Genomic DNA, 22,277 nt, shown 5'->3' on the forward strand with positions numbered 1-22,277 from the left:
AAAATCAATAGAATCTGGTTCTAACAATGGAACCAAAGGAGGCCTACCCTCAAGAAAAAAGCGTTCGGGTTCAGATGGGGCTGGCCGATGCAGTGCATAAGGGTGGGAGTGATCGGGGCAGGCGGCGTCGCCCAGGTCGAGCACATTCCGAACCTGCTCAAGCTGCACCGGCAGTTCAAGATCCTTGGCGTCTACGATCCGTCGCGAAAAGTCCGCGCTTTCGTCGCACAGGAATTCGGCCTCGAAACATTTTCCGATCTCGACGCGCTGCTCGCCATGCCGCTTGACGCCGTGGTCATCGCCTCGCCGGATGCGCTGCACCGCGAACAGAGCCTCGCTGCCTTTGCCAGGGGCCTGCATGTCTTCTGCGAAAAGCCGCTTTGCTACGGCGCGCAGGACATCGACGAATTGATCGCCGCCAGGGATCGCGCCGGAAAGGTCCTCCAGGTCGGCTATATGAAGCGTTTCGACCCGAGCTACGAGGCGGCGCTGACCATGCTGCCCGGCACGGCGCGGACACTTCGCTCCGTTTCGGTCGAGGTCAACGATCCCGACGCCTGGCCCTTCATCCGGCACGCCTCCACTTGCCGGGGTGACGACGTCGCGCCGGAACTGATTGCCTCGACCGAAGCCAGGCAGCGCGAGCAGGTCGACCGCGCGGTGCCCGGGATCGACGATCCCCACGCCTTTCGCGGCTTTGTCGGCGCCTATTCCTCGTCGATCGTGCACGACGTCAACGCCGTCCATGGCTTGCTCGATGCGCTCGGCGTCGCCGATGGCGAAATCGTCGGTGCCTCGCTCTTCGCCAAAGGCGAAGCTGGCCAGGGCACTGTCCGGCTGCTCGGCGGCCAGGCATTGTGGACCATGGCGCATATCGCCACTCCGGGCCTGCCCGATTACCGCGAGCGCATCACGCTCCATTTCGACGACGCCTCGCTCGAACTGGAATTTCCCTCGCCCTATCTCAACCACCAGCCGACGCGGCTGACCGTCCGCACCGGCGACGGCCACACGCTTTCCAGCCGCGACATCCGCAGCGGCTATGAAGAGGCTTTCGTCGAGGAGTTGAAGGGTTTCTGGTCGGCAATCGTCGAGAGCACGCCGGTGCGCAACACCGCCGAGCATGCGCGCCGCGACATGACGCTGCTGGCTGGGCTGACCCGCCACCACCTCGCCCAATCGAAGCAATCAGGAGTTCGCCCGTGACGGTTCGCATCGGCATCAATCCGATCACCTGGACCAATGACGACGTGCCGGAACTCGGCGGCGATACGCCGCTTGAAGTCTGCCTCAGCGAAACCAGGCAGGCCGGCTATGCCGGCACCGAACTTGGCGGCAAGTTTCCGCGCCGCTCGGCCGAGCTGAAGCCGATCATGGACCGCTATGGCCTCGCGGTGATTTCCGGCTGGTATGATGGCCGCTGCGACGAGAAGGACGTCAGCGCGGAAATGGATGCGATCACGCCGCATCTCCAGCTCTTGAAGGATATGGGCTCTACCCATGTCGTCTATGCCGACACCTCGCGCGGGCGCCACAACGCCATCTGGGGACCGATCTCGCAACGCCCGGCCCTGAGCCCGGAAGAATGGCCGGCCTATGGCCGCAAGCTGACGGCACTCGCCGAAAGGATGGCGGATTTCGGCGTGCGCATGGCCTTTCATCATCATATGGGAACCATCGTCGAGACCGATGCCGAGGTTGGCCTGCTGATGCGGCATACCGGCGAGGCGGTCGGTCTGCTCTACGACACCGGCCATTCGATCTTCTCGGGCGGCGACCCGCTCGCCCTGATCAAGGCGCAGGTCAAACGCGTCGTGCATGTGCATTGCAAGGACGCGCGCAAACCCGTGCTCGAGCGTGCCCGCGCCGAGGACATGAGTTTCATGGGCGCCGTCATGGAAGGAATCTTCACCGTCCCTGGCGACGGCTTCATCGACTATCCCGCCATTTTGCGCGTGCTGGCCGATAATGGTTACAGCGGCTGGCTGGTCGTCGAGGCCGAGCAGGACCCCAACAAGGCCAACCCGCTGACCTATGCGACGATGGGATTTAAGAACCTGTCGCGCATGGCGAGGCAAGCCGGATTTACCGTCATGGAATGATCGAGGCCACTATTCGGCCTCCAGGGAACCAGTGCTGAGGAATGAAACTGGAAAAGGTGTGTTGAGATTCAGGTCAGGCCGAGCCGAAAATGACGGCTTTCGAGAACCGGAGCGGAGCGGACATTAGGTCCGTGAGCACCGGAAGCGCAGAAAGCTGCCATTTGCAGGCCGGCATCAGCTGAATATCAACACAGCTTAAAGGGGCAACTGGACTGCCGACCGTAATTGCGGCGGCGGAAAACAAACAGGAGGTTGTTATGTCTGTGCTTGCGAAATTAATAAAGCCTGCGCTCGGCCTGCTGGCCGGCTTCACGATGATGGCGGCGGCCACGACCCTTGCGGTCGCCGACCAAACGCGGGTGGTGTTCGTCACCCATGGCCAGAGCGGCGATCCCTACTGGTCGGTCGTCAAGAACGGCATGGACGATGCCGCCAAGACGCTCGGCGTCAAGGCCGAATATCTGGCGCCCGAGACCTTCGACATGGCCAAGATGGGGCAGATGATCGACGCCATCGCGGCCTCGAAGCCCGACGGCTTGGTCGTCTCGATCCCCGACGCGGCCGCCCTTACAACTCCGGTCAAGAACGCCGTCGCCGCCGGCATCCCGGTGATCGTCATCGATTCCGGCGGCTCGAAGCTCACCCACGACCTTGGCGGCCTGCTGTTCATGGGGCAGGATGAATTCCAGGCGGGCGTCATGGCCGGCGAGCGCATCAAGGCGCTCGGCCTCACCAAGGCGGTATGCGCCAACCACGAGGTCGGCAATTCGAGCCTCGACGACCGCTGCGCCGGCTTCGCCAAGGGTCTGGGCGTCGACGTGCCGGTGATGAACGGCGTCATCGACCCGACCGAAATGAAGAACCGCGTGATCGCCTACATGACCGCTCATGCCGATACACAATTCATCCTCGCCGTCGGCGCCAGCGGCGCCGAACCGACGCTGGCCGCGCTTGATGAATTGGGCCTGTCGGGCAAGGTGAAGACCGGCACGTTCGATCTTTCGCCCACGATCCTGCAGGCCGTCGTCGGCGGCAAGATGGAATGGGGCATCGACGCCCAGCAATATGCCATGGGCTATATCCCGGTCGCGATGTTCGATCTCTGGAAGAAGTACAAGATCATGCCGATCGCCGACTATCCGACCGGCCCAGGCTTCGTCACGAAGGACACCGCCGCCTCGGTCATCGAGCTGTCGAAACAAGGCAAGCGCTAACACAGACGGCCGGGTCCCGCCCCGGCCGTTTCATCAGAGCGATTCCAGGAAAAGTGTGAACGGTTTTCCGTCCGGAATTGCGTCAAGGCAAGGAGATAGTCCTGTTCGGCGTTTCCGAGAAACGGTGAACGGCTCTATGTGAAGGGCAAGCAGCCATGGTTTCAGAGATTCGCGACGAGCGGGTCCGGTCCGTCTCACGCCTCAGCCGCCTGCTGAGCAGGCCGGAGCTTGGCGCGGCCGCCGGCACCGTGCTGGTCTTCGTGTTCTTCGCCATCACGGCGGGAAACACGGGACTGTTCAGCGCCAAGGGCATCGTCAACTTCCTCGAAGTCTCGGCCCAGCTTGGCATTCTCGCCGCCCCCGTGGCCTTGCTGATGATCGCCGGCGAGTTCGATCTGTCGGTCGGCTCGATGATCGGTTTTGCCGGCATCCTCATCGCCATCCCCGCCGTGTTCTGGGGCTGGCCGATCTGGCTTTCGCTGCTGTTCACCTTCGCCGTCTGCGGCGGCATTGGCGCTCTGAACGGACTCGCCGTCGTCAGGACCGGACTGCCCTCCTTCATCGTGACGCTTGGCAGCCTGTTCATGCTGCGCGGCCTCACTCTTGGCCTCACGCGCGGCATTTCAGGGCGGACCCAGGTGTCGGGCGTGCACGAGCTGGCGCAGAACGATCCGCTCAACAGCCTGTTCTCTGGCCAGGTATTCTCAGGCCTGATCGCCTGGTTGGCCGACTTCGGCCTGATCGGCAAGCGGGCGGACGGAATGCCGTCGATATCAGGCATTCCGGTGTCGATCGTGTGGTGGATCGTGCTGACACTGGCCTGCACCTGGCTCTTGACGCGGAGCCGCTTCGGCAACTGGATTTTCGCCGCCGGCGGCGAAGCCAATGCCGCGCGCAATCTCGGCGTGCCGGTGGCGCGCACCAAGATCACGCTGTTCGTCATGACGGCACTCGCGGCCGCCCTGTTCGCGGCGATCCAGGTGCTGGTCACCGGCTCCGCCGACACGCTGCGCGGCACGCAAAAGGAATTCGAGGCCATCATCGCCGTCGTCATCGGCGGCACGCTGCTCACCGGTGGCTACGGGTCAGCCATCGGCGCCATGTTCGGCGCCCTCATCTTCGGCGTGGTTCAGATGGGCATCTTCTACACCGGCATCGACACCGACTGGTTCAAGCTGTTCATGGGCGCCATGATGGTCATCGCGGTACTGTTCAACAGCTATGTGCGCAACCGCGCCATGAGGAGCCGGTGATGGCCGAGCCCTATGTCGAACTGAAATCGGTCAGCAAATATTTCGGCTCAGTCGTGGCGCTGAAGGACGTGTCCTTCGATGTCTGCCCCGGCGAGGTGCATTGCCTGCTCGGCGACAATGGCGCCGGCAAGTCGACGCTGATCAAGACCCTGTCGGGCGTCTACACGCCGGACGAAGGCGAAATCCGCGTGCAGGGCAAGCCGACGCGGTTCGCCTCGCCCGCCGATACGCGCGACAGCGGCATCGCGACCGTCTACCAGGACCTGGCGCTGGTGCCGCTGATGAGCGTGGCGCGCAACTTCTTCCTCGGGCGAGAGCCGATGCGCAAATTCGGGCCGATCAGCCAGTTCGACGCCGAATTCGCCAACCGCACCGCCTATGACGAAATGTCGGCGATGGGCATCCAACTGCGCGACCCCGAACAGCCGGTCGGCACGCTGTCGGGCGGTGAACGGCAATGCCTGGCTATAGCGCGCGCCGTCTATTTCGGCGCCAAGGTGCTGATCCTGGACGAGCCGACCTCGGCGCTGGGTGTCCACCAGGCATCGGTGGTGCTGAAACTCATCGTGCAGTCCAAGGCGCGCGGCATCGGCGTCATCTTCATTTCCCACAACGTCCATCACGCCTATGTCGTCGGCGACCGCTTCACGCTGTTGAAGCGAGGTCGGAGCACCGGCACCTACGCCAAGGGCGAAATCACCCGCGACCAGTTGCTCAACCTGATGGCAGGCGGCAAGGAACTGGTGGATCTGGAGCAGGAACTGGCGAAGCCGGCCAAGAACAGCGCCATTTAGTAGAGCAAAAGATCAAAGAAATTAGCTGGCGCACAGAACCTTCCTAGAGGTCCCGCACTGACTTATGAAGCCGTAGGGCTGCTTAGTGGGCATCAACCCGCTCAGCAGTCTTATATGCTCATCGTCTCTTCGGTGCCCGCCGCATGAAAACTTCGTCTAACGTACTCTTGGCAGCATTTTTGGCACTGCTACCACGCACGCCGTAAAATCTCAGCATAGGCCTCGAGAAACACTACTTGCCCGCCATTTTAACATTCTTCAGGAGAGACGCCAAAGTTAGCGCATGCGCGTCTTGATCGAGGAAATGCGTACAAGTATTGCAGTCACATGTTCCTGCCGGGATTGTCCAATACTGATCTGCGTCATCCCATTCCCATCTCAAACATTTCCCTTGTCCATGGGTGCACGCGTATTGAGCCCGATCGGCGACAGCCTGTGAGACAGCCTTACGAAGAGCCAATTTGTCAGCTTGCTTTGCTGAATGTTTATCACGCGCACGAGGTGCCAAGACTTCCTCCCATTATTGTTCAAGCCCACGTTTGATCCCACTTGCTACGGATGCCGCGATATCACCCGACAGAGCGGTATTGGCAGCTGTGAAGCCTGGCCTCGGTGGGCCTCGAGGCTTCACTTTTCCAGGCCCAGGGTCTTGGCGATCGGTAGGCCCGAGGGTGATCTGAAGATCATGTGTTCGATCTCGATTTGTCGAGAACAATGTGCCGGTATTGTTGATCGTGGCACGCGTCAGCTTCCATGCGGGCGACACCTCCCCGGTTGAGCTGACGACAAATTTTATTTCATGAAACACCACATCCTTTGTCAGTGCTTTGTCATCGAAATTCCCTTGTCTGGTCTCTTGCACTGCAAGGGTGTCATACAGCCAATCGCGAAGTTTTAGATCGCTCTGCATGAGCATGAAGCCACCAGGCCGTCCTTTGCTATCGCAAGGCCCCATGTCTCGAAGCTCCTTTACGGTATTGAAGGTATTCAATTTATCAATCCGCGTTGCCTCCGATGACAGAGAACCGCCTCCGGAGAGGTTGAAGACGGTGGATACAGGGCCGTGAGGCATCCAATTAGCCGACGGGGAAACACTCACTTTCTCCGCTATTGTAAGACTTAAAAGCGACTGAACGCCCCAGTCATCAAAATATGTTCTAGATCTCTTCGAATATATTTCTGAAAAAGAGTCACGCAATTCGCAATTTATATTATGAACTATCGATTGAACCATTTGGCTTTGCGCGTCAGAATCTCCAAACTCTTGGATGTCAGGAACCCTGATCCCGCAGGCAGACACCAGTACTGAGAGTCGGACTCGAAAAGAGGTCAATGATAGCAATATCTTGAGAGACGGCGCGTGATGAGGCGTATGTGGGCGATCATGATCCACGCCTCGGCGGAAGCGACGGATTTCTCGAAGTCCTTCGCCAGCCTTCTGCATCTGCCGAGCCATGCGAAGGTCCGTTCAACGACCCATCTGCGCGGTAGAACCTCGAAGCCCTTTGCCTTGTCGGATCGCTTGATGATTTCCAGTGTCCAGTGCCCGATTTTCCGCAGTCGCCTTTTCAGCTTGTCACCCGCGTAGCCGCCATCGGCAAAGACATGCAGCAGCCAAGGCCATCTTTGGCGGATGGATTTCAAGAGGTCCGGAGCACCGTCCCTGTCCTGAATGTCAGCGGTATGGACCATGAGACCGACCATCAGGCCGAGCGTGTCGACAAGGATGTGACGTTTGCGTCCCTTGATCTTTTTTCCGGCATCATAACCCCGAATGCCGCCGCTTTCGGTGGTTTTCACGCTCTGGCTGTCTATGACGCCTGCCGTCGGGCTGGCCTCTTTGCCTTCCAACTCGCGTGCTTCCATCACGAGATGATGGTTGATCCGGCTCCACAGACCCGTTGCTCTCCATTCGTAGAAATAACGCTGAACGGTTGAACAGGGCGGGAAATCCTTCGGCAGCATACGCCACTGGCAACCCGTCGAGGCGATGTAGAGCAGCGCGTTCAACACCTCTCGCAAATCTGTGGTGCGGGGACGCCCGACACGTCGCGCCGCTGGCAGAAAGGGCTGCACCAGGCTCCATTCACGATCCGTCAGATCGCTTGCATAACGGGTCGCGCGCCGGGCATAGTGCCGACGGGTGATTTCAGTCCAGGCCATCGTGAGCTCCATCGAATCTTTGCAAATCCGACGGAATCACAACCTATTGAAATCACCCACTTCTTTTTGAGGCAGTCTCTGAGATGGAACTGAGGCCAGCCAAAATCCGACTCTTCGTAATCATATCGCCCCTCGTCACCACTTAGAAAGCGCCGCCAGATATTATTATCTACTAAATTAGATCGAGTTTATATTTTTCGCAAGACGGCGGCCGTCTTGATCCGCGCGGAGGCGCTGGGTGTCCACCAGGCATCGGTGGTGCTGAAGCTCATCGTGCAGTCTAAGGCGCGCGGCATCGGCGTCATCTTCATTTCCCACAACGTCCATCACGCCTATGTCGTCGGCGACCGCTTCACGCTGTTGAAGCGAGGTCGGAGCACCGGCACCTACGCCAAGGGCGAAATCACCCGCGACCAGCTGCTCAACCTGATGGCAGGCGGCAAGGAACTGGTGGATCTGGAGCAGGAACTGGCCAAATCGGCCAGGAGCAGCCCGGCCTAGGGCGCGGCGCCGATCGGATCCGTGTGGCTGACCAGTCTGGCCGCTACGCATCGGTATCGGCGGCGCCGCGAATCTGTGCTAAGCCGCCGCCCAATCAACAAGAGGACGACAGCTGTGAGCGAACTGACCGTGGCCGAGGCGACCGAGAATATCTATGCATCGCTTCGGGCGGACAATGCCGACATCGACGCACATATCGCGACGCTCAAGGCCGCGCTGACACGCGAGGGGATGAAACAGGCTGTGTTCGATCCGGCCAAGTTGGCGCAAAACAACCGCTCGGGCCGCAAATTGATGCAGGCCTATTTTCGCCAGCGCGGCGTGAGCGTGAGTTTTTCGGACCAGTAGAATCGGAACGGCCTCGAACGGAGCATCCGCCTCTCACCTACCCCTGCGTAAGCTTGTTATTGTGCAGTGCAGCAACGATGTTGCTGCAAGTGCATTGTGCTCGGGCTTCCGCCACTCCGGCGGCTAGGATTTCGATTTGCGGAATATCTCAGATACGATCGCTCGCCTTTCGGCCATGCGAGGCAGGACGGCATTTTCCCAACAAAACCACCCCGACAGTCTGTCCGATCTCGCCGAGTTCGGATCCAATCCGGGTGCCCTGCGGGCGCGTTTGTACGCACCCGAGGACTTGCCGAGGGGAGCAGCCTTGGTTGTCGTCCTGCACGGCTGCACGCAGACCGCGGCGGGCTACGATCACAGCGCTGGCTGGTCGCGTCTGGCGGCCGAAGAAGGGTTTGCGGTGTTGTTCCCCGAACAGCAGCGAGCCAACAATGCCAATCTCTGCTTCAACTGGTTCGTGCCCGAAGATGTAACCCGCGATCGCGGTGAAGCGCTTTCCATCCGCCGGATGATCGAAGCCATGGTGACGAAGCATGGCCTGGACCGAGAGCGCATTTTCATCACCGGTCTTTCAGCGGGCGGCGCCATGGCAGCGGCAATGCTGGCAACCTATCCGGACGTGTTCGCCGGCGGCGCGATCATTGCGGGCCTTGCCTATGGCAGCGCATCGACGATTCCGGAAGCGTTCGATCGCATGCGCGGGCATGGTGGCCCGACTAAGTCGGAACTCCAGCGGCGCCTGGTGCAGGCGTCATCGCACAAAGGGCGTTGGCCGAAGATTTCGATCTGGCAGGGCACGGCCGATCGCACGGTGGCGCCGTCCAACGCGGATGCCCTTGTCGCCCAATGGCAAGGCGTTCACCGCGTCGATGCGGGCCATGGTCGAACGGAGACTGTCGACGGGCAAACGCGGCAGGTCTGGTGCGACGCCGATGGCAATGAGGTGATCGAAAAATACACCATTGCCGGCATGGGCCATGGCACCCCCTTGAACACGGTGGGACCGGACGGTTTGGGCCACGCAGCGCCGTTCATGCTGGATGTTGGAATATCGTCGACGAGACGCATGGCGGCTTTTTGGAATCTCGCAGGCGCCGATGCCCGAAGCGAGGCGACGGTTGACGCTACGGCGACGCATCCCACGGCAGCTGCGGCCTTGCGCACCTATGTTGCGCCGGAAAGGCCGAGGCCAGCGCGTGTGGAACCTGTCGAACAACCGGAGGCCGATGGTTCACGCGCTTCTGCTACAGGCGTTGGCAAGGTCATTGAAGATGCGCTTCGTGCGGCCGGCTTGATGCGCTAACCCAAGCTTCGGCAGAAAGGCCCCGCCGCCTTTCGGCAGCGAGGCCCTGTCGATCAAACTCGGTTCACGTCGCGAGCGCCGTCGCGGCCGATTTCGTTCGAGCGGTAATTCTCCGCGTCCGGATCGAAGCCGGTCCAACCGTCGGCCTGGTATTCGCCACGCCGTTCCTGGAGGTTGACGGACTTAGCCTGGCCCAGGATCCTTTCGGCCGCCGGCACCATCTGATCATCGACCTTGGCAGTGACCAGCGTGCCGCCGCGACGCACGCCCTCGGCGTAGACGTGGGCATCATTCTCGGGGATACCGGAATCGGTGAGCGCCCCGACGATGCCGCCAGCCGCGCCGCCAACCACCGCGCCGCCAACGGCTCCAACCGCAGTGGCAGCCAACCATCCGGCAGCCACCACGGGACCAACGCCGGGAATAGCCATCAGGCCAAGTCCGGCGAGCAGTCCACCGGCACCGCCGATCGCTGCTCCCAGTCCTGCGCCGCCGGCGGCGTCATCCGCAGCCTTGGAGCCGTCATCGTCGTGCTGATTGTCGGCATTGCTGGAAACAATGCTGATATCGTCATGCGGCACACCGCTGGCTTCCAATTCACCGACGGCGTCGGAAGCATCGTCATAATTGTCGAACAGTCCGGTTACGGTCTTCATGATTTCGATCTCCTGGATCTTAGTTTCAGTTGGTGCCGGCAACGACGTTGCCCTTGTAGTCCAGCGCCACGGTGGTGTTCTTGCCGTCCTTGTTGGCCTGGCCACGCCAGATGCCCTGGTCGTCCTTGGTCAGCTTTGACACATCGGCGAAACCGGCATCCTGGATGCGGCCCTTCGCCTGGTCTTCGGTGAAGCTGTTTGCACCGGGAAGCGGAGGAGCTTGCTCGGGCTTGTCACCAACCGTGACCTTTGGCGTCTGCGAGCTTGACGACTGGGTGCCCATGGTCGCCGCGATCTTTTCGATCATCTCCTGGTGCATCTTGAGCGTCGGCACGGTCTGCTGGGCGAATGTCTTCAGCTCGACGTTGTCGCCGTCCTTGGCGTAACTCTCGAACAGCTTGACGGCATCGGCATGCGCGTCGCGCTGCATCTGCACATAGGGGCCGTCGATCGGATCCTTGCCGTTCTGCAGAGTGTCGACGTCACCCTTGTGCTTGGCATCCAGCTCCTTCGGAACCGTCAGCTTCTGCTCGCCGGCGATTGTTTCCAACTTTGCGTTGGCGGTGCCGTGATCGTCGATCATCTTGCGGGCGAAATCCTTGACGCTCTTATCCTGCACCTTGCTTTCGGCAAGCTTGCTGGAATCGACCTCGAACATGCCGCCGGCCGCGGCCTTGTCGACGAAGTCCTGTGCGCTGTCGGCGGCAAGCGCGGGCAAGGCAAAAGCCATGGCTGTAGCTGTGGCCAGTGAGGCCAGAAGTAGGCGCGTTTTCATGGGAAGGATCCTTTCATGCACACATGTGCTGGGGACCTAACCTGCGCCAGTCAGCTTTGTTCCGGGCGACCGGAGATTATCCGGCGGTGGCCGGCTTTGGTTTTATCTAACGAGGGCGCGGGGCACTGAAATTGACGTGTGCGAAACTGGTTGGCGCACGATTTTTACTAACGGTCCCCTTCTTCCATTGGTATCAGCTCTGGTGGGCCTGAAACGGGAACTGGCGAAGTGGGCCGGAGACGCGCGGCACGGGATAGCAAAAGAACCGCGACTGACGAAGCCAACCCTCTGCTTCTGCTCGGCCGCCCGGCAGCGGCGATGCCGGAAATGTGTACGATCCGTTCCCTACTTGCCGGCCATCCCTCCCCTATCATTTTGACGAGCAAATCTGTCGTTCGATCGATTACGCCGTCAGCCAGGGATGGACACATGCTCACGCTTACAATCAACGGACAGTCGCGAGACGTCGATGTGCCGGAAGACATGCCGCTTCTGTGGGTGCTGCGCGACCATCTCAGCCTCGTCGGCACCAAATATGGCTGCGGCATCGCCCAATGCGGCGTGTGCACGGTGCATGTGGCCGGCAAGCCGGTGCGCTCCTGCCAGTTGACCGTCGGCGATGTCGGCACCCGCGCCATCGTCACGATAGAAGGGATCGGCAGCACGCCCAACGGCGCCAAGGTGCAGAAGGCCTGGATGGAAGCCTCGGTTCCGCAATGCGGCTATTGCCAGGCCGGCCAGATCATGTCGGCCACGGCGCTGCTGGACGCGAACCCGCAGCCCGACGATGACGACATCGACGCCGCCATGGCGGGCAATCTCTGCCGCTGCGGGACCTATATCCGCATCCGCCGGGCCATCAAGAACGCCGCCGCCAAATCGGCCTGACCATGAAGAAAATCATCGGCATCGTCGTTGCGGTCATCGTCGTCGTCGCACTTGGTTTCGCGGGCTGGCTTTATCTCGGCCGCGATCCGATGTCCTTTGCCGGCGGCTCGACCGTGGCGTTGGCGGATTACCATGGCGCCGATGTCACCGGCGTCCCCGCTCAGCTTGCCAGCGCCGATCTGGTGAAGCGCGGCGAATATCTGACCCATGCGGCGGACTGCCAGGCCTGCCATACCGCTCCGGGCGGCGCGCCCTTTGCGGGCGGGTTCGCCTTCAACATGCCGTTCGGCACGATCTATTCGACCAACATCACGCCGGACAAGCAGACCGGCATCGGCAACTATACCGACACCCAGTTTCTCGCGGCCGTGCACAAGGGCATTCGCGCCGACGGCGCGAAACTCTATCCCGCCATGCCCTACAGCTCCTACACCTACATGACGGATGCCGACGCGCTGGCCATCAAGGCCTATCTCTTCACGCTGGCGCCGGTGAATGCCCCGGCCAGGCAAAACCAGCTTTCCTGGCCCTTCAGCCAGCGCAGCCTGCTGGCGCTCTGGAACGTCATGTTCAATCCCGATGAACGCTTCCGCCCCAACACCAGTGAGAGCCCGCAATGGAACCGGGGCGCCTATCTTGCCGAAGCGATGGGCCATTGCGGCGAATGTCATACTCCGCGCAATTTGGCCTTTGCGCTGGACAATCATGGCAAATTCGCCGGCACCCTTACCGCCGGCTGGCGCGCTTACAACATCACCGGCGACAACGTTTCCGGCCTCGGCGACTGGAGCGACGAGGATCTCACTTCCTATCTGTCCACCGGTCATGCCAAGGGTCATGGCGGCGCCGCCGGCCCGATGGGTGAAGCCGCCGACGACAGTCTGAGCTATCTCGTGCCGGACGACACCCGTGCCCTGGTGACCTATCTGCGCAGCATCCCCGCCCATGCGAGCGACCTGCCGCGCACCGTCACCACCGCAGCACCTGCCTCGTACAGGGAAGGCGTGGCGGCGGATGCCAATTCGCGGGGCGAAAAGATCTTCGCCGGCGCCTGCGCCTCCTGCCACGACTGGACCGGTGTCAGCCCGGTCACCGGCTTTGCCACGCTGACCGGCGTGCGCGCGGTGAACGACCCCAGCGCCACCAATGTGGCGCAGACCGTCATCAACGGCGTCAACCGCAAGACCACCGACGGCAGGATCTTCATGCCGGACTTTGGCGCTGGCTATTCGGACGACGACATCGCGGCGGTGGCCAACTACGTCACCGCTCGGTTCGGCGCCAAAGGCGCTGACTTAACAGGCAAGGATGTGAGCGCTTTGCGACAGCAGGCGGCGCAGCAATCCAAGGAGGCACCCAATGGCTGACACACAGTTTGCCCAATCCGACGCCTACCTCTCGGCACTGATACGCGAGGTCCGTTCGGTGCCGCCAGCCGGGGTGTCGCTGACCATGGGACGGCGCACCTTCTTCAAGCTGGCCGGCGCAAGCGCCGCAGGGCTGGTGCTGGGGTTCCGTCTGGGAGGTACAGCGTTCGCCGCCGAAACGGCGAACGTCGATGAGCCTGATGGCAAGGACCAGGCGATGAACGCCTTCATCCGTATCGCTCCGGACAACACGATCACCATCTATTCCAAATGCCCGGAGATCGGCCAGGGCATCAAGACCTCTTTCGGCGTGATCATTGCCGACGAACTCGACGCCGACTGGAACCATGTCGTCATGGAACAGGCCGATATCAATCCCAAGGTCTATGGCAGCCAGGGCGCTGGCGGCTCGACCTCCATCCCGCATGCATGGGACCAGCTGCGCCAGGCCGGTGCCGGTGCCAAGGCGATGCTGGTCGCCGTGGCCGCCGGGCAATGGGCGGTGGATTCCTCGCAGATTACCGCCAGGGATTCCGTCTTGACCCATGCCGCCAGCGGCAGGTCCGCGACCTATGGGTCGCTTGCCGTCGCCGCCGCGAAAATGCCCGTGCCCGATCCCAAGAGCCTGAAGCTTAAGAGCCGCGCCGACTACCGCCTGATCGGCAAGCGCTATCGCGGCGTCGACGATCCCAAGGTGGTCAGCGGCCAGCCGTTGTTCGGCATCGATGTCCAGCTTCCCGGCATGGTCTATGCCACCTACACCAAATGTCCGGCTGCCAGCGGCAAGGTCAGGTCCTTCAATGCGAACGAGATCAAGGCCCTGCACGGGGTCCTCGACGCTTTCGCTGTGGACGGCACCGGCATGATGGTCGAAGTGATGCCGGGCGTCGCCATCATCGCCAGGGATACCTGGAGCGCGTTCCAGGCCAAGGACAAGCTTCAGGTGGATTGGGATCTGAGCGAAGCTTCAAAGGACTCGACGTCGCAATTCTCTGCCGAGGCCAGAAAGCAGGCGGCCAATTTCCCGCAAAAGCCCGACGACAACATCGGTGACGTCGACAAATCCTTCGCCAATGCCGCCAAGACCGTGGAGGCCTACTACGAATATCCCTTCGCCGCGCATGTGCCGCTGGAGCCGATGAACACCACCGCGCATTGGCATGACGGGGTGATGGAAATGTGGGTGCCCACCCAGCAACCCGATCGGGGCTTGCCGATAGTCGCCAAGGTGGCAGGCATTGCGCCGGAAAAAGTGGTGATGCACCAGACCCGGGTCGGTGGCGGTTTCGGGCGGCGGCTGGTCAACGACTATGCCTGCGAGGCAGCAGCCATCGCCAAAAGGGTCAAGGACCCGGTCAAGCTGCAGTGGACCCGCGAAGACGATTTCGCCCACGACTTCTACCGGCCCGCCGGTTACCACCAGTTCAAGGGCGCGATCGACAAGGGGGGCAGGCTCGACGCCTGGCAGGAACACTTCATCACCTTCACCGCCGACGGGAAGAAAGAGGCTTCAGGCGCCAACCTTACCGACAATCTGAGATACTCGATCAAGGCGCCGAACCTGCGCCGCGCCAAGACCATGTTCCCGCTGAGGATCCCCACCGGCGCCTGGCGCGCGCCGGGCGACAATGCCCAGGTCTTCGCCGCGCAAAGCTTCATGCATGAACTGTCGCTTGCATCGGGTCGCGACCATGTCGAATTCCTTCTCGACGCGGTGAACCGCGACGTGCCTGAACTGGTGCCCAAGGACAGAACCGTCAACTTCAGCCCCAGCCGGGCCACCGGCGTGATCAAGATGTGCGCCGACAAGGCTGGCTGGGGCAAGACGCTGCCGAAGGGCAGCGGACTGGGCCTGGCCTGGTGTTATTCCCATGCCGGCCATGTCGCGCAGGCGGTCGAACTCAGCGTGGACGCCAACAAGCGGATCAAGATCGCACGCATCCTGGTGGTGCTCGATGTCGGCCCGATCATCGACATGGCCGGATCCGAAGCCCAGGCGCAGGGCGCGTCGACCGACGCGCTCTCGACCGCCATGGGGCTCAAGATCAACATCGAAAATGGCCTGATACAGGAGCAGAACTACAACGCCTATCCGATCCTGCGCATGCCCTTCGCGCCGATGACCATCGATCCTTATTTCATCCAGTCGGACAATCCGCCGACCGGCATGGGCGAACCCGCCTTCCCGGCGCTGGCGCCAGCCCTTGGCAACGCCATCTTCGCCGCCACCGGAGAACGCGTGCGCCAGCTGCCATTGCGCGATCTGGGCTATTCGCTGGCGGTTTGAGGCATCAACGCTTCATGGCGGGCGCGCTACATCCGCGCCCTGGCCGAGGTGGGATCATAGGGCGAATCCGCGATGACCTCAGCGGTCTTCCATTCTCCCAGGATCGCGACGTCGAGCCTCGTGCCGGGCGTGCCGAGACGTTCCGGCAGCAGCGCCAGCGCCACATCATGTCCGAGCGTGTAGCCGTAGCCGCCCGACGTGATGCGCCCGACCAGCTCGCCGCCGATGTACAGACCTTCGGAAGCGAGCGTGCTGGCGCCTTCGGTCTCTATTCTGAGCGTCACCGATCTGCGCTGATCGTTCCTCGCCTTGTATTTCAGGACCGCGTCGCGGCCGACGAAATCGCCCTTGTCGAGACGGATGAAGCGTTCAAGCCCGCTCTCCAGCGCGTTGAGCTCGGGATTCATGTCGCGATACATGGCGCGGTAGGATTTCTCCAGCCGCAGCGATTCCAGCGCATGCAGGCCGACGAGGCGCATGCCATGCTTCTCGCCCTCTCCCAGCATCGCGTCGAGCAATTGCCGCTGGTAGGCCATGGGATGATAGAGTTCCCAGCCGAGCTCGCCTTCGTAGTTGACGCGCAACAGCCGCACGTCGCTGGCAAGCGCCACACTGCCGGTATTCACGCCGAACCAGGGAAAGCCCGCATTCGACAGGTCGATCTCGGTGAGCGGCTGTAGAACTTCGCGTGCCTTTGGCCCAACGACCGTGAAGCAGCCGCGCTCGTTGGTGACGTTCTTCAGGCTGACGCTGCCATCGGCGGGAAGCAGTTTTGTGAGATCGTCGAAATTCCAGCGCTCGGCGCGCGGCGTCGAAATCAGGTAGAAACTATCGTCGCTAAGCCGCGCCACCATATATTCCGCCTGCACGCCACCGGCGGCGGTGAGGTGATGCGCCAGAACGGCCCGCCCGGTCGCAGGCAACCGGTTGGCGAGAATCCTGTCGAGCCAGGCGCCCGCACCTGGCCCCGACACTTCGAACTTGGTCATCGGCGTCATCTCGACCAGGCCGACGGCGTTGCGCACGGCCTGCACCTCCTCGCCGACGAACACGCCCTTTTCGGTCCAGCGCCAGCTGTACTGGTCCTTGGCCTCGACGCCCTTGGGCGCGAACCAGTTGGGCATTTCCCAGCCGTTGAGCACGCCCCAGACCGCACCCAGTCCGGTCAGCCGCGCATAGGACGGTGCGGTCTTCTGCGGTCGGGCGGCGGGCATGTCCTGTCCCGGATATTTCTGCTCCGCATGCGTGCCCCAGGCCTCGCGCACCTTTTCGCGCGTCCAGGCCTTGTTGGCGTAGTCGCCGAAGCGGCGCGGATCGAGATCGGAGATGTCGAGGCTGTTGCCGCCCTCGACGATCCGCTCCGACAGATAATAACCGATCGTGCCGCCCCACAATATGCCGCCCGGCACGCCCTCGGCCAGCCAGACATTGGGCAGGCCCCAGGCCGGCCCCATCAGGGGAAGCTCATCCGCCGTCATCTGGAAGGGGCCACGGACATTGGCCTTGATCCCGGCGCGTCCCAGCGCCGGCACGAGCTGCGTTGCCTGCTCCCAGTTCCACGACACCGCCTCGAAATCCTCTTCGACGAGATCGGCGCCGAACCAGGCTGGAACGCCATCCTCGGCAAACAGCTTGAGGTGTTCGGTGCGCTCGTAGGGCCCGAACATGAAGCCGTCGCCCTCCTCGCGCAGATAGCCTTCGAAACCCTCGTCGCGCAGGATCGGCATTTCCGCGCGTCCCTGCTTTTTACGCTCGACGATCTCCGGCACGGGCTCGGTGATCCAGTACTGGTGCAGGATCGGGATGGCGGGGATGTCGAGGCCGAGCAGCGCGCCGGTCTGGCGCGCGTAATTGCCGGTCGCGCAGACCACATGCTCGCAGATGATGTCGCCCTTGTTCGTCTGGACCCGCCATTCGCCGCCGGCGGTTCGCTGAAAGCCGGTGACCTCGGTGTTCAGATAAATCTTGGCGCCCAGATCCCGCGCGCCCTTGGCCATGGCATGGGTCACGTCGGCCGGCGCGATATGGCCGTCATCGGGATGATAGAGCGCGCCCAGCATCTGCTTGTTGTCGAGAAGCGGGCAGAGCGCCCTCGCCTCCGCCGGCGACAGCAAATGCGCCCGCATGCCCTGAACCTCGGCCACGCTCATATAGCTCTTGTATTCGTCGAGCCGGTCCCTGGAATTGGCAATGCGCAGCTGGCCGCATTTGTGCCAGCCGACCGGCTGCCCGGTCTCGGCCTCGAGCCCTTCATAGATCTCGATGGTCTTGTTGATCATCCGGCCAATATTGATGTTGCGGGCATAGGACGGGACGAGGCCGGCCGCATGCCAGGTCGAGCCGGCCGTCAGCTGCGTGCGTTCGAGCAGCGCGATGTCGGTCCAGCCGCGCTTCGCCAGACCGTAGAGGATGCCCGCGCCGACGCACCCGCCGCCAACAATCACCACCCGCGCATGTGTCTGCATCAACCCACCAAATCCCAGTCATTTCCCATCTGTAGCGTCGAAGCTACAGATGGCGAAAGACACTGTAACGTCTTCAAAAACTAGGGGTAATGATAAGCTGGATTTATGCTGGCGGCACGTGGCCGAGCCCTAGCCGAACATCCGCTCGCCCTGTTCATCGACCAGCTGGATGCCCTTCTTGATCGAGATGTCGACGGCGTCGTCGAGGCCGGCGAAGCGGTCGGCGCGGATGAATTTGTGCTCTTTCACCACACCGTCGATCTCCTTGGAGACGATGCCGCAGGTCTGGTACTGGCCATCGTTCTTGTAGGGCGTGGCGCTGATCAGGAAACCCTTGTGCTCGACCTGCTTGGCGGGTGCCGCACTCTTGGGCTCGGCCGCTTCACCGCCGCCGAAAAGACGTTTCAAAAAAGACATCGCTCAAATCTCCTTGTTCGCCCTGCAATCGCGGCCTGCCCAGTTCGCGATTCACGGCGCTGTTGTTCCAGCATGCGCGAATGTGCCGCCGCGTTCCAGCCCCCTCTCACTGTTCCCCCCTGTCCTGGTGACCGGTGTGGGTTGCGGGGGGCGCATGGGAATTCAATCGCGATCGGCAATATACCGCTGCCTGCCATGAATGTCCTTGAATATGGGTGACGATATTTCGTACCAGTAAGCCGTTCATGGCCAACGAGTTTCTTCCGCAACTGCCTTCTGAACCGCCAATCGAAGAGTGTCCCGCTCACGCTTTTTCTCGGCGGCATACCGGATAATCGGGTTTGACGTCGGCTTGAAGGACAACCGTATGATTGAACGTCTTGCCATCGGAAGTGCATTGCTTGGTGCACCGCTTGCGCGCATTCAAGACGGCGCGATGCGCTACACTTACAAGGGCGTGCCCACCTACAAAAATCCATTCGATCTGGCGCTGTACCAAATGCTGCTTTGGCAGCAGAAGCCCCGGACATTGATCGAGATCGGCTCCAAATGGGGCGGCAGCGCGCTCTGGTTTGCCGATATCCTGCGCAGCTTCGGGGTCGACTGCGTCATTCACTCGATCGACATCACGCCGCCCTCGATCAGCGTGCCGGACGTGACGTTTCATCGTGGCGACGGTCGCAACCTGGCGGCAACCTTACCGGCGGATCTGATGGAGAACCTCCTCAGACCGATGTTCGTCATCGAGGACGCGGACCATCATTGCGAGACGACGCTCGCCGTGCTCCGCTTCTTCGATCGTTGGTTGGTTGCCGGAGAGTATATTGTCGTCGAGGACGGTATTGTCGACGATCTTTATGGCCCTGAATATGTCGCCAGGCTGATGGGCGGCCCGCGCCGTGCGGTCGAGCTGTTCTTGCGCGATCGTGGACAGGACTATGAAATCGATACCGGCCTTTGCGACCACTTCGGCACCAATGTGACGTGGAACGTCAACGGCTATCTCCGTCGCGTTCGCTAACAACTTTCATTCCTTGCGCCACCAGGATCCGGTCCAGTCGACCTCCTGCATCGGTGCCGTGATGCCGTGTCGATCGCGAAAATCGATCACCGCGCGTTGGCATGGATCGAGGGCGCGATCGTCGATGATGACAACACCGCCCCGGGACAATTTGGGGTAAAGGGAATTCAGCGCCACAATGGTCGACTCGTACAGATCGCCATCGAGCCGCAGCAGCGCGAACGGCCCGGCCGACAGCGACGGCAGCGTGTCGCTGAACATCCCTTCCACGAACACGACCTGCTCGTCGAGCAGCCCATAACGTGAGAAATTGTCCTTGACCGTCTCCAGCGAGACTGCCAACTCCTTGAACACGTTAAGGTTCCATCCGGCATCCCGGGGATAGAGCTCTTCGTTTGGCGCCGGCAGGCCGGCGAATGAGTCCGCGACATAGACCTTGCGGTCATGGATCTGGTTCGCGGCAAGAACCCCGCGCATCAGGATGCAGCAGCCACCGCGCCAGACGCCCGTTTCGATGAAGTCGCCAACGATGCCGTCGTCCAGCACCTGCTGCGATAGATTGCGCAAGTTCTCGAGGCGAGCCTGGCCGACCATCGTGTGAGCTTGGGTTGGCCAATCCTTGCCGATCGCGCGGGTTTTCGGGTTGAACGGCTCGACCACCATCGGACGGACCCCCGGGTTGATGGCGGGATCCCGGTAAATGGTGTTGAGCAATATCCTGACCAGGAGATCAAGATATAATTCCCGCGCTGCTGGGGTAGAATCGTTGACTGTCGTCATCATCCGGCTCTTCATTGCCCCGCTCTGCCACGTTCGCGAATCCGAGCGACGCGTCAACCCTCGACGTCAAGCCACTACGCTGTTGTCCCAGCATGCGCGAATGCGCCGCCGTGCTCCAGCCCCCTGATGAAGACGGCGACCAGCAGCTCGATCTGCTGGTCGATCTCGTCGGCCTGCCGGCGAACGGACCTGCCGGCATAGCCGCTGGTGACGATGCCATGCACGCTTGACCACAATGTGCGGGCCGCGATCCGGCGCGTGTGGTCGTCGAGGTCGAAGTCGCCGCCGGCGAGCACGCCGGCGATGATCTCGAACAGCTGGTCGAGCCGCGCCTCATAGGCATCCGGCTCGGTCAGCGTCGGACGGCGCCTGTTGAAGGCCAGCAGCGCCGGCCAGCTGCCCGGATGCGCCTCGACGAAACGCACATAGGCGCTGGCCAGTGCCAGCAGGCGCTGGCGCACATCGGTGATGCCGCGCTGGGAAAGATCGGCCATCGCCGCCGCCCCTGCCGCGCCCAACCGTTCGAGTAGCCGCATGTTGACGGCACGATGCACCCCGTCGAGGTCGGAAAACAGATTGTAGACCGAGCCGACCGAAATGCCCGCCTGCTCGGCGATGGTCCTGGCCTTCAGATTGTCCATGCCGCCCTCGTTGAGCAGCACCTCGGCAATCGCCAGCACCCGCTCGCCTATTTCTTCCCTGTCCAGTGCCATGTTTGTCCTTATGGATGCCCTTGCCCTCGACCCGGGCTGTTCGAACCACGATCGCCCCTCCGTTTACCACATCCGGGATTTCGTGAACAGTGTTCAAAAATCCTCTTGAACAATGTTCATTTCCTGCTATGTTGGCTTCGTGAACATTGTTCACGGCAACACTCGAAGGGAGAAGAACCATGCTTAGCCTGATCAGAACATTGCTCGACGGCGCCAGCGCACGGGCCGAGGACGGCTTGAAGGATCGCTTCGCCATCGACCTTCTGGCGCAACGCATCCGCGACGCCGAGACGGGCCTTGCCGCCGCCAAGCAGACACTCGCCACGCTGATCGTTCGCCAGCGCGCCGAGCAGGCCGGTCTCGACCAGCTCGAACGACGCCACGCCGATCTCGAAAGCCGCACGCTCAGCGCGCTGGCCGCCGGCAACACCGGGCTTGCCGAAAGCGGTGCCGCGGCCATCGCCGAACTGGAGAATGAGCGCGAAGTCCGCCGCGCCACGGTGCAGAGCCTTGGCGAAAAGACGTTACGGATGCGCGTTTCGGTGGAGCGGGCGCATCGCCGCATCATCGACTTGAACCAGGGTATGATCTCGGCCCGCGCCATCGATGCCGAGCGCAAGGCGCAGTCACGCCTCGTCAGGTCGATCGGCCATTCGGCAAGCCTCAACGACGCCGAGGAATTGCTCGCCCGCATCACGGCAGCCAGCGATCCGTTCGAGGAGGCAGGCATTCTCGACGAGATCGACGGCGAACTGCGTCACGAAGCGATCTGCGATCGCCTTGCCGATGCTGGACACGGTCCGGCGGTGAGGGTGCGCGCCAGGGACGTGCTCGAGCGCCTGAAGACCATCAACTGAAACCGGTCTTCGCAGACCTGACTCCATCAACCCAACACCATCGAACCCACGGACAACTCCAATGAACGCCAATCAGACCTACATCATGTTCAACACCGCCTCGGTCGGAGCCGCCTATTTCATGCTCGGCCTGTCGCTGTGGCTGGCGCCAGTCGACCTGTCGACCAAGGGCTACTGGGCCATGGGCATCCTTCTGCTCACGGGCAGCCTCGTGAACCTGGTCAAGTACCGCACCGATGAGCGCCTGTCGGCCGAGATGACCGCCAAGATCGAGAAGGCCCGCAACGAAAAGCTGATCAGCGAATATGTCGGCAAGGAATGATCCGCATCTGCGCTGACGCAAATAAGCCCGGGTCGCCCCGGGCTTTTTTCA

21 protein-coding genes and 1 pseudogene are annotated in these 22,277 nt (G+C 61.8%); 14 read left to right on the forward strand and 8 right to left on the reverse strand.

The features are described from left to right. Nucleotides 1–108: 108 nt before the first annotated feature. The 5 genes from ACVILI_RS28065 to ACVILI_RS28085 all read left to right on the forward strand — a co-directional run bounded on the left by ACVILI_RS28065 (nucleotide 109) and on the right by ACVILI_RS28085 (nucleotide 5,363). On the forward strand, nucleotides 109–1,206 hold the full coding sequence (locus tag ACVILI_RS28065; protein WP_240564800.1) for a Gfo/Idh/MocA family oxidoreductase: 1,098 nt from the start codon (nucleotides 109–111) through the stop codon (nucleotides 1,204–1,206). Then, on the forward strand, nucleotides 1,203–2,102 hold the full coding sequence (gene iolE / locus ACVILI_RS28070) for a myo-inosose-2 dehydratase (RefSeq protein WP_019860459.1): 900 nt from the start codon (nucleotides 1,203–1,205) through the stop codon (nucleotides 2,100–2,102). The genes ACVILI_RS28065 and iolE overlap by 4 nt, the downstream gene beginning before the upstream one ends. Nucleotides 2,103–2,359: 257 nt before the next feature. Beyond that, the gene (locus tag ACVILI_RS28075; RefSeq protein WP_051726859.1) at nucleotides 2,360–3,316 is read left to right on the forward strand and encodes a rhizopine catabolism ABC transporter substrate-binding protein; all 957 of its coding nucleotides are present in this window, start codon (nucleotides 2,360–2,362) and stop codon (nucleotides 3,314–3,316) included. A 155-nt stretch (nucleotides 3,317–3,471) separates the two neighbouring features. Beyond that, nucleotides 3,472–4,569, forward strand: a complete 1,098-nt coding sequence (locus ACVILI_RS28080; RefSeq protein WP_038648845.1) for an ABC transporter permease — start codon at nucleotides 3,472–3,474, stop codon at nucleotides 4,567–4,569. After that, complete coding sequence (locus ACVILI_RS28085; RefSeq protein WP_240564801.1) at nucleotides 4,569–5,363, forward strand: ATP-binding cassette domain-containing protein; 795 nt, start codon at nucleotides 4,569–4,571, stop codon at nucleotides 5,361–5,363. Before ACVILI_RS28080 ends, ACVILI_RS28085 begins: the two co-directional genes overlap by 1 nt. A gap of 520 nt (nucleotides 5,364–5,883) precedes the next feature. On the opposite strand, the gene ACVILI_RS28090 is transcribed toward ACVILI_RS28085, so the two are convergent. Beyond that, nucleotides 5,884–6,354 carry a hypothetical protein gene (locus ACVILI_RS28090; RefSeq protein WP_457102675.1) on the reverse strand — a complete coding sequence of 157 codons (471 nt, stop codon included), beginning with the start codon at nucleotides 6,352–6,354 and terminating at the stop codon, nucleotides 5,884–5,886. A gap of 338 nt (nucleotides 6,355–6,692) precedes the next feature. After that, nucleotides 6,693–7,526 (reverse strand): IS5 family transposase, encoded by an 834-nt coding sequence (locus ACVILI_RS28095; RefSeq protein WP_457102429.1) that lies wholly within the window; start codon nucleotides 7,524–7,526, stop codon nucleotides 6,693–6,695. A gap of 207 nt (nucleotides 7,527–7,733) precedes the next feature. Here ACVILI_RS28095 and ACVILI_RS28100 point away from each other — a divergent pair. From ACVILI_RS28100 to ACVILI_RS28110, 3 genes and pseudogenes are all read left to right on the forward strand, one after another. Then, a pseudogene (locus tag ACVILI_RS28100) lies at nucleotides 7,734–8,027 on the forward strand (ATP-binding cassette domain-containing protein); the annotation flags it as partial. Nucleotides 8,028–8,141: 114 nt separating this feature from the next. Then, the gene (locus ACVILI_RS28105) at nucleotides 8,142–8,375 is read left to right on the forward strand and encodes a hypothetical protein (RefSeq protein ID WP_027047260.1); all 234 of its coding nucleotides are present in this window, start codon (nucleotides 8,142–8,144) and stop codon (nucleotides 8,373–8,375) included. 136 nt (nucleotides 8,376–8,511) lie between these two features. Then, nucleotides 8,512–9,678: an extracellular catalytic domain type 1 short-chain-length polyhydroxyalkanoate depolymerase gene (locus tag ACVILI_RS28110; RefSeq protein WP_441936417.1), complete on the forward strand. Its 1,167-nt coding sequence runs from the start codon at nucleotides 8,512–8,514 to the stop codon at nucleotides 9,676–9,678. A gap of 53 nt (nucleotides 9,679–9,731) precedes the next feature. On the opposite strand, the gene ACVILI_RS28115 is transcribed toward ACVILI_RS28110, so the two are convergent. Both ACVILI_RS28115 and ACVILI_RS28120 read right to left on the reverse strand, forming a co-directional pair. Further along, nucleotides 9,732–10,334: a general stress protein gene (locus ACVILI_RS28115; RefSeq protein WP_038648854.1), complete on the reverse strand. Its 603-nt coding sequence runs from the start codon at nucleotides 10,332–10,334 to the stop codon at nucleotides 9,732–9,734. Nucleotides 10,335–10,359: 25 nt separating this feature from the next. After that, complete coding sequence (locus ACVILI_RS28120) at nucleotides 10,360–11,109, reverse strand: DUF4142 domain-containing protein (RefSeq protein WP_038648856.1); 750 nt, start codon at nucleotides 11,107–11,109, stop codon at nucleotides 10,360–10,362. A 429-nt stretch (nucleotides 11,110–11,538) separates the two neighbouring features. Between ACVILI_RS28120 and ACVILI_RS28125 the strand changes: the two genes are divergently transcribed. The 3 genes from ACVILI_RS28125 to ACVILI_RS28135 are packed head-to-tail and all read left to right on the forward strand — an operon-like array spanning nucleotide 11,539 to nucleotide 15,651. Beyond that, on the forward strand, nucleotides 11,539–11,997 hold the full coding sequence (locus ACVILI_RS28125) for a (2Fe-2S)-binding protein (protein WP_038648859.1): 459 nt from the start codon (nucleotides 11,539–11,541) through the stop codon (nucleotides 11,995–11,997). 2 nt (nucleotides 11,998–11,999) lie between these two features. After that, nucleotides 12,000–13,364, forward strand: coding sequence for a c-type cytochrome (locus tag ACVILI_RS28130; RefSeq protein WP_276315407.1), 1,365 nt, complete (start codon nucleotides 12,000–12,002; stop codon nucleotides 13,362–13,364). After that, complete coding sequence (locus tag ACVILI_RS28135) at nucleotides 13,357–15,651, forward strand: xanthine dehydrogenase family protein molybdopterin-binding subunit (protein WP_240564803.1); 2,295 nt, start codon at nucleotides 13,357–13,359, stop codon at nucleotides 15,649–15,651. Before ACVILI_RS28130 ends, ACVILI_RS28135 begins: the two co-directional genes overlap by 8 nt. A 26-nt stretch (nucleotides 15,652–15,677) precedes the next feature. Here the strand turns inward: ACVILI_RS28135 and ACVILI_RS28140 are convergent, their stop codons facing one another. Then, the gene (locus ACVILI_RS28140) at nucleotides 15,678–18,116 is read right to left on the reverse strand and encodes a GcvT family protein (protein WP_240564804.1); all 2,439 of its coding nucleotides are present in this window, start codon (nucleotides 18,114–18,116) and stop codon (nucleotides 15,678–15,680) included. Nucleotides 18,117–18,245: 129 nt separating this feature from the next. After that, nucleotides 18,246–18,533 carry an HlyU family transcriptional regulator gene (locus tag ACVILI_RS28145; protein ID WP_038648865.1) on the reverse strand — a complete coding sequence of 96 codons (288 nt, stop codon included), beginning with the start codon at nucleotides 18,531–18,533 and terminating at the stop codon, nucleotides 18,246–18,248. Nucleotides 18,534–18,900: 367 nt separating this feature from the next. Between ACVILI_RS28145 and ACVILI_RS28150 the strand changes: the two genes are divergently transcribed. After that, nucleotides 18,901–19,554, forward strand: coding sequence for a CmcI family methyltransferase (locus ACVILI_RS28150; protein WP_240564805.1), 654 nt, complete (start codon nucleotides 18,901–18,903; stop codon nucleotides 19,552–19,554). A 6-nt stretch (nucleotides 19,555–19,560) separates the two neighbouring features. Here the strand turns inward: ACVILI_RS28150 and ACVILI_RS28155 are convergent, their stop codons facing one another. Both ACVILI_RS28155 and ACVILI_RS28160 read right to left on the reverse strand, forming a co-directional pair. After that, complete coding sequence (locus ACVILI_RS28155) at nucleotides 19,561–20,337, reverse strand: TylF/MycF/NovP-related O-methyltransferase (RefSeq protein ID WP_038653204.1); 777 nt, start codon at nucleotides 20,335–20,337, stop codon at nucleotides 19,561–19,563. 71 nt (nucleotides 20,338–20,408) lie between these two features. Further along, on the reverse strand, nucleotides 20,409–21,047 hold the full coding sequence (locus ACVILI_RS28160; RefSeq protein WP_038648867.1) for a TetR/AcrR family transcriptional regulator: 639 nt from the start codon (nucleotides 21,045–21,047) through the stop codon (nucleotides 20,409–20,411). Nucleotides 21,048–21,226: 179 nt separating this feature from the next. Here ACVILI_RS28160 and ACVILI_RS28165 point away from each other — a divergent pair, with 179 nt between their 5' ends. Then, nucleotides 21,227–21,904 carry a PspA/IM30 family protein gene (locus tag ACVILI_RS28165; RefSeq protein ID WP_038648870.1) on the forward strand — a complete coding sequence of 226 codons (678 nt, stop codon included), beginning with the start codon at nucleotides 21,227–21,229 and terminating at the stop codon, nucleotides 21,902–21,904. A 61-nt stretch (nucleotides 21,905–21,965) separates the two neighbouring features. Then, complete coding sequence (locus tag ACVILI_RS28170) at nucleotides 21,966–22,226, forward strand: YiaA/YiaB family inner membrane protein (protein WP_019860476.1); 261 nt, start codon at nucleotides 21,966–21,968, stop codon at nucleotides 22,224–22,226. The last annotated feature ends 51 nt before the right edge of the window (nucleotides 22,227–22,277 follow it).

Source organism: Mesorhizobium sp. USDA 4775 (assembly GCF_054062655.1).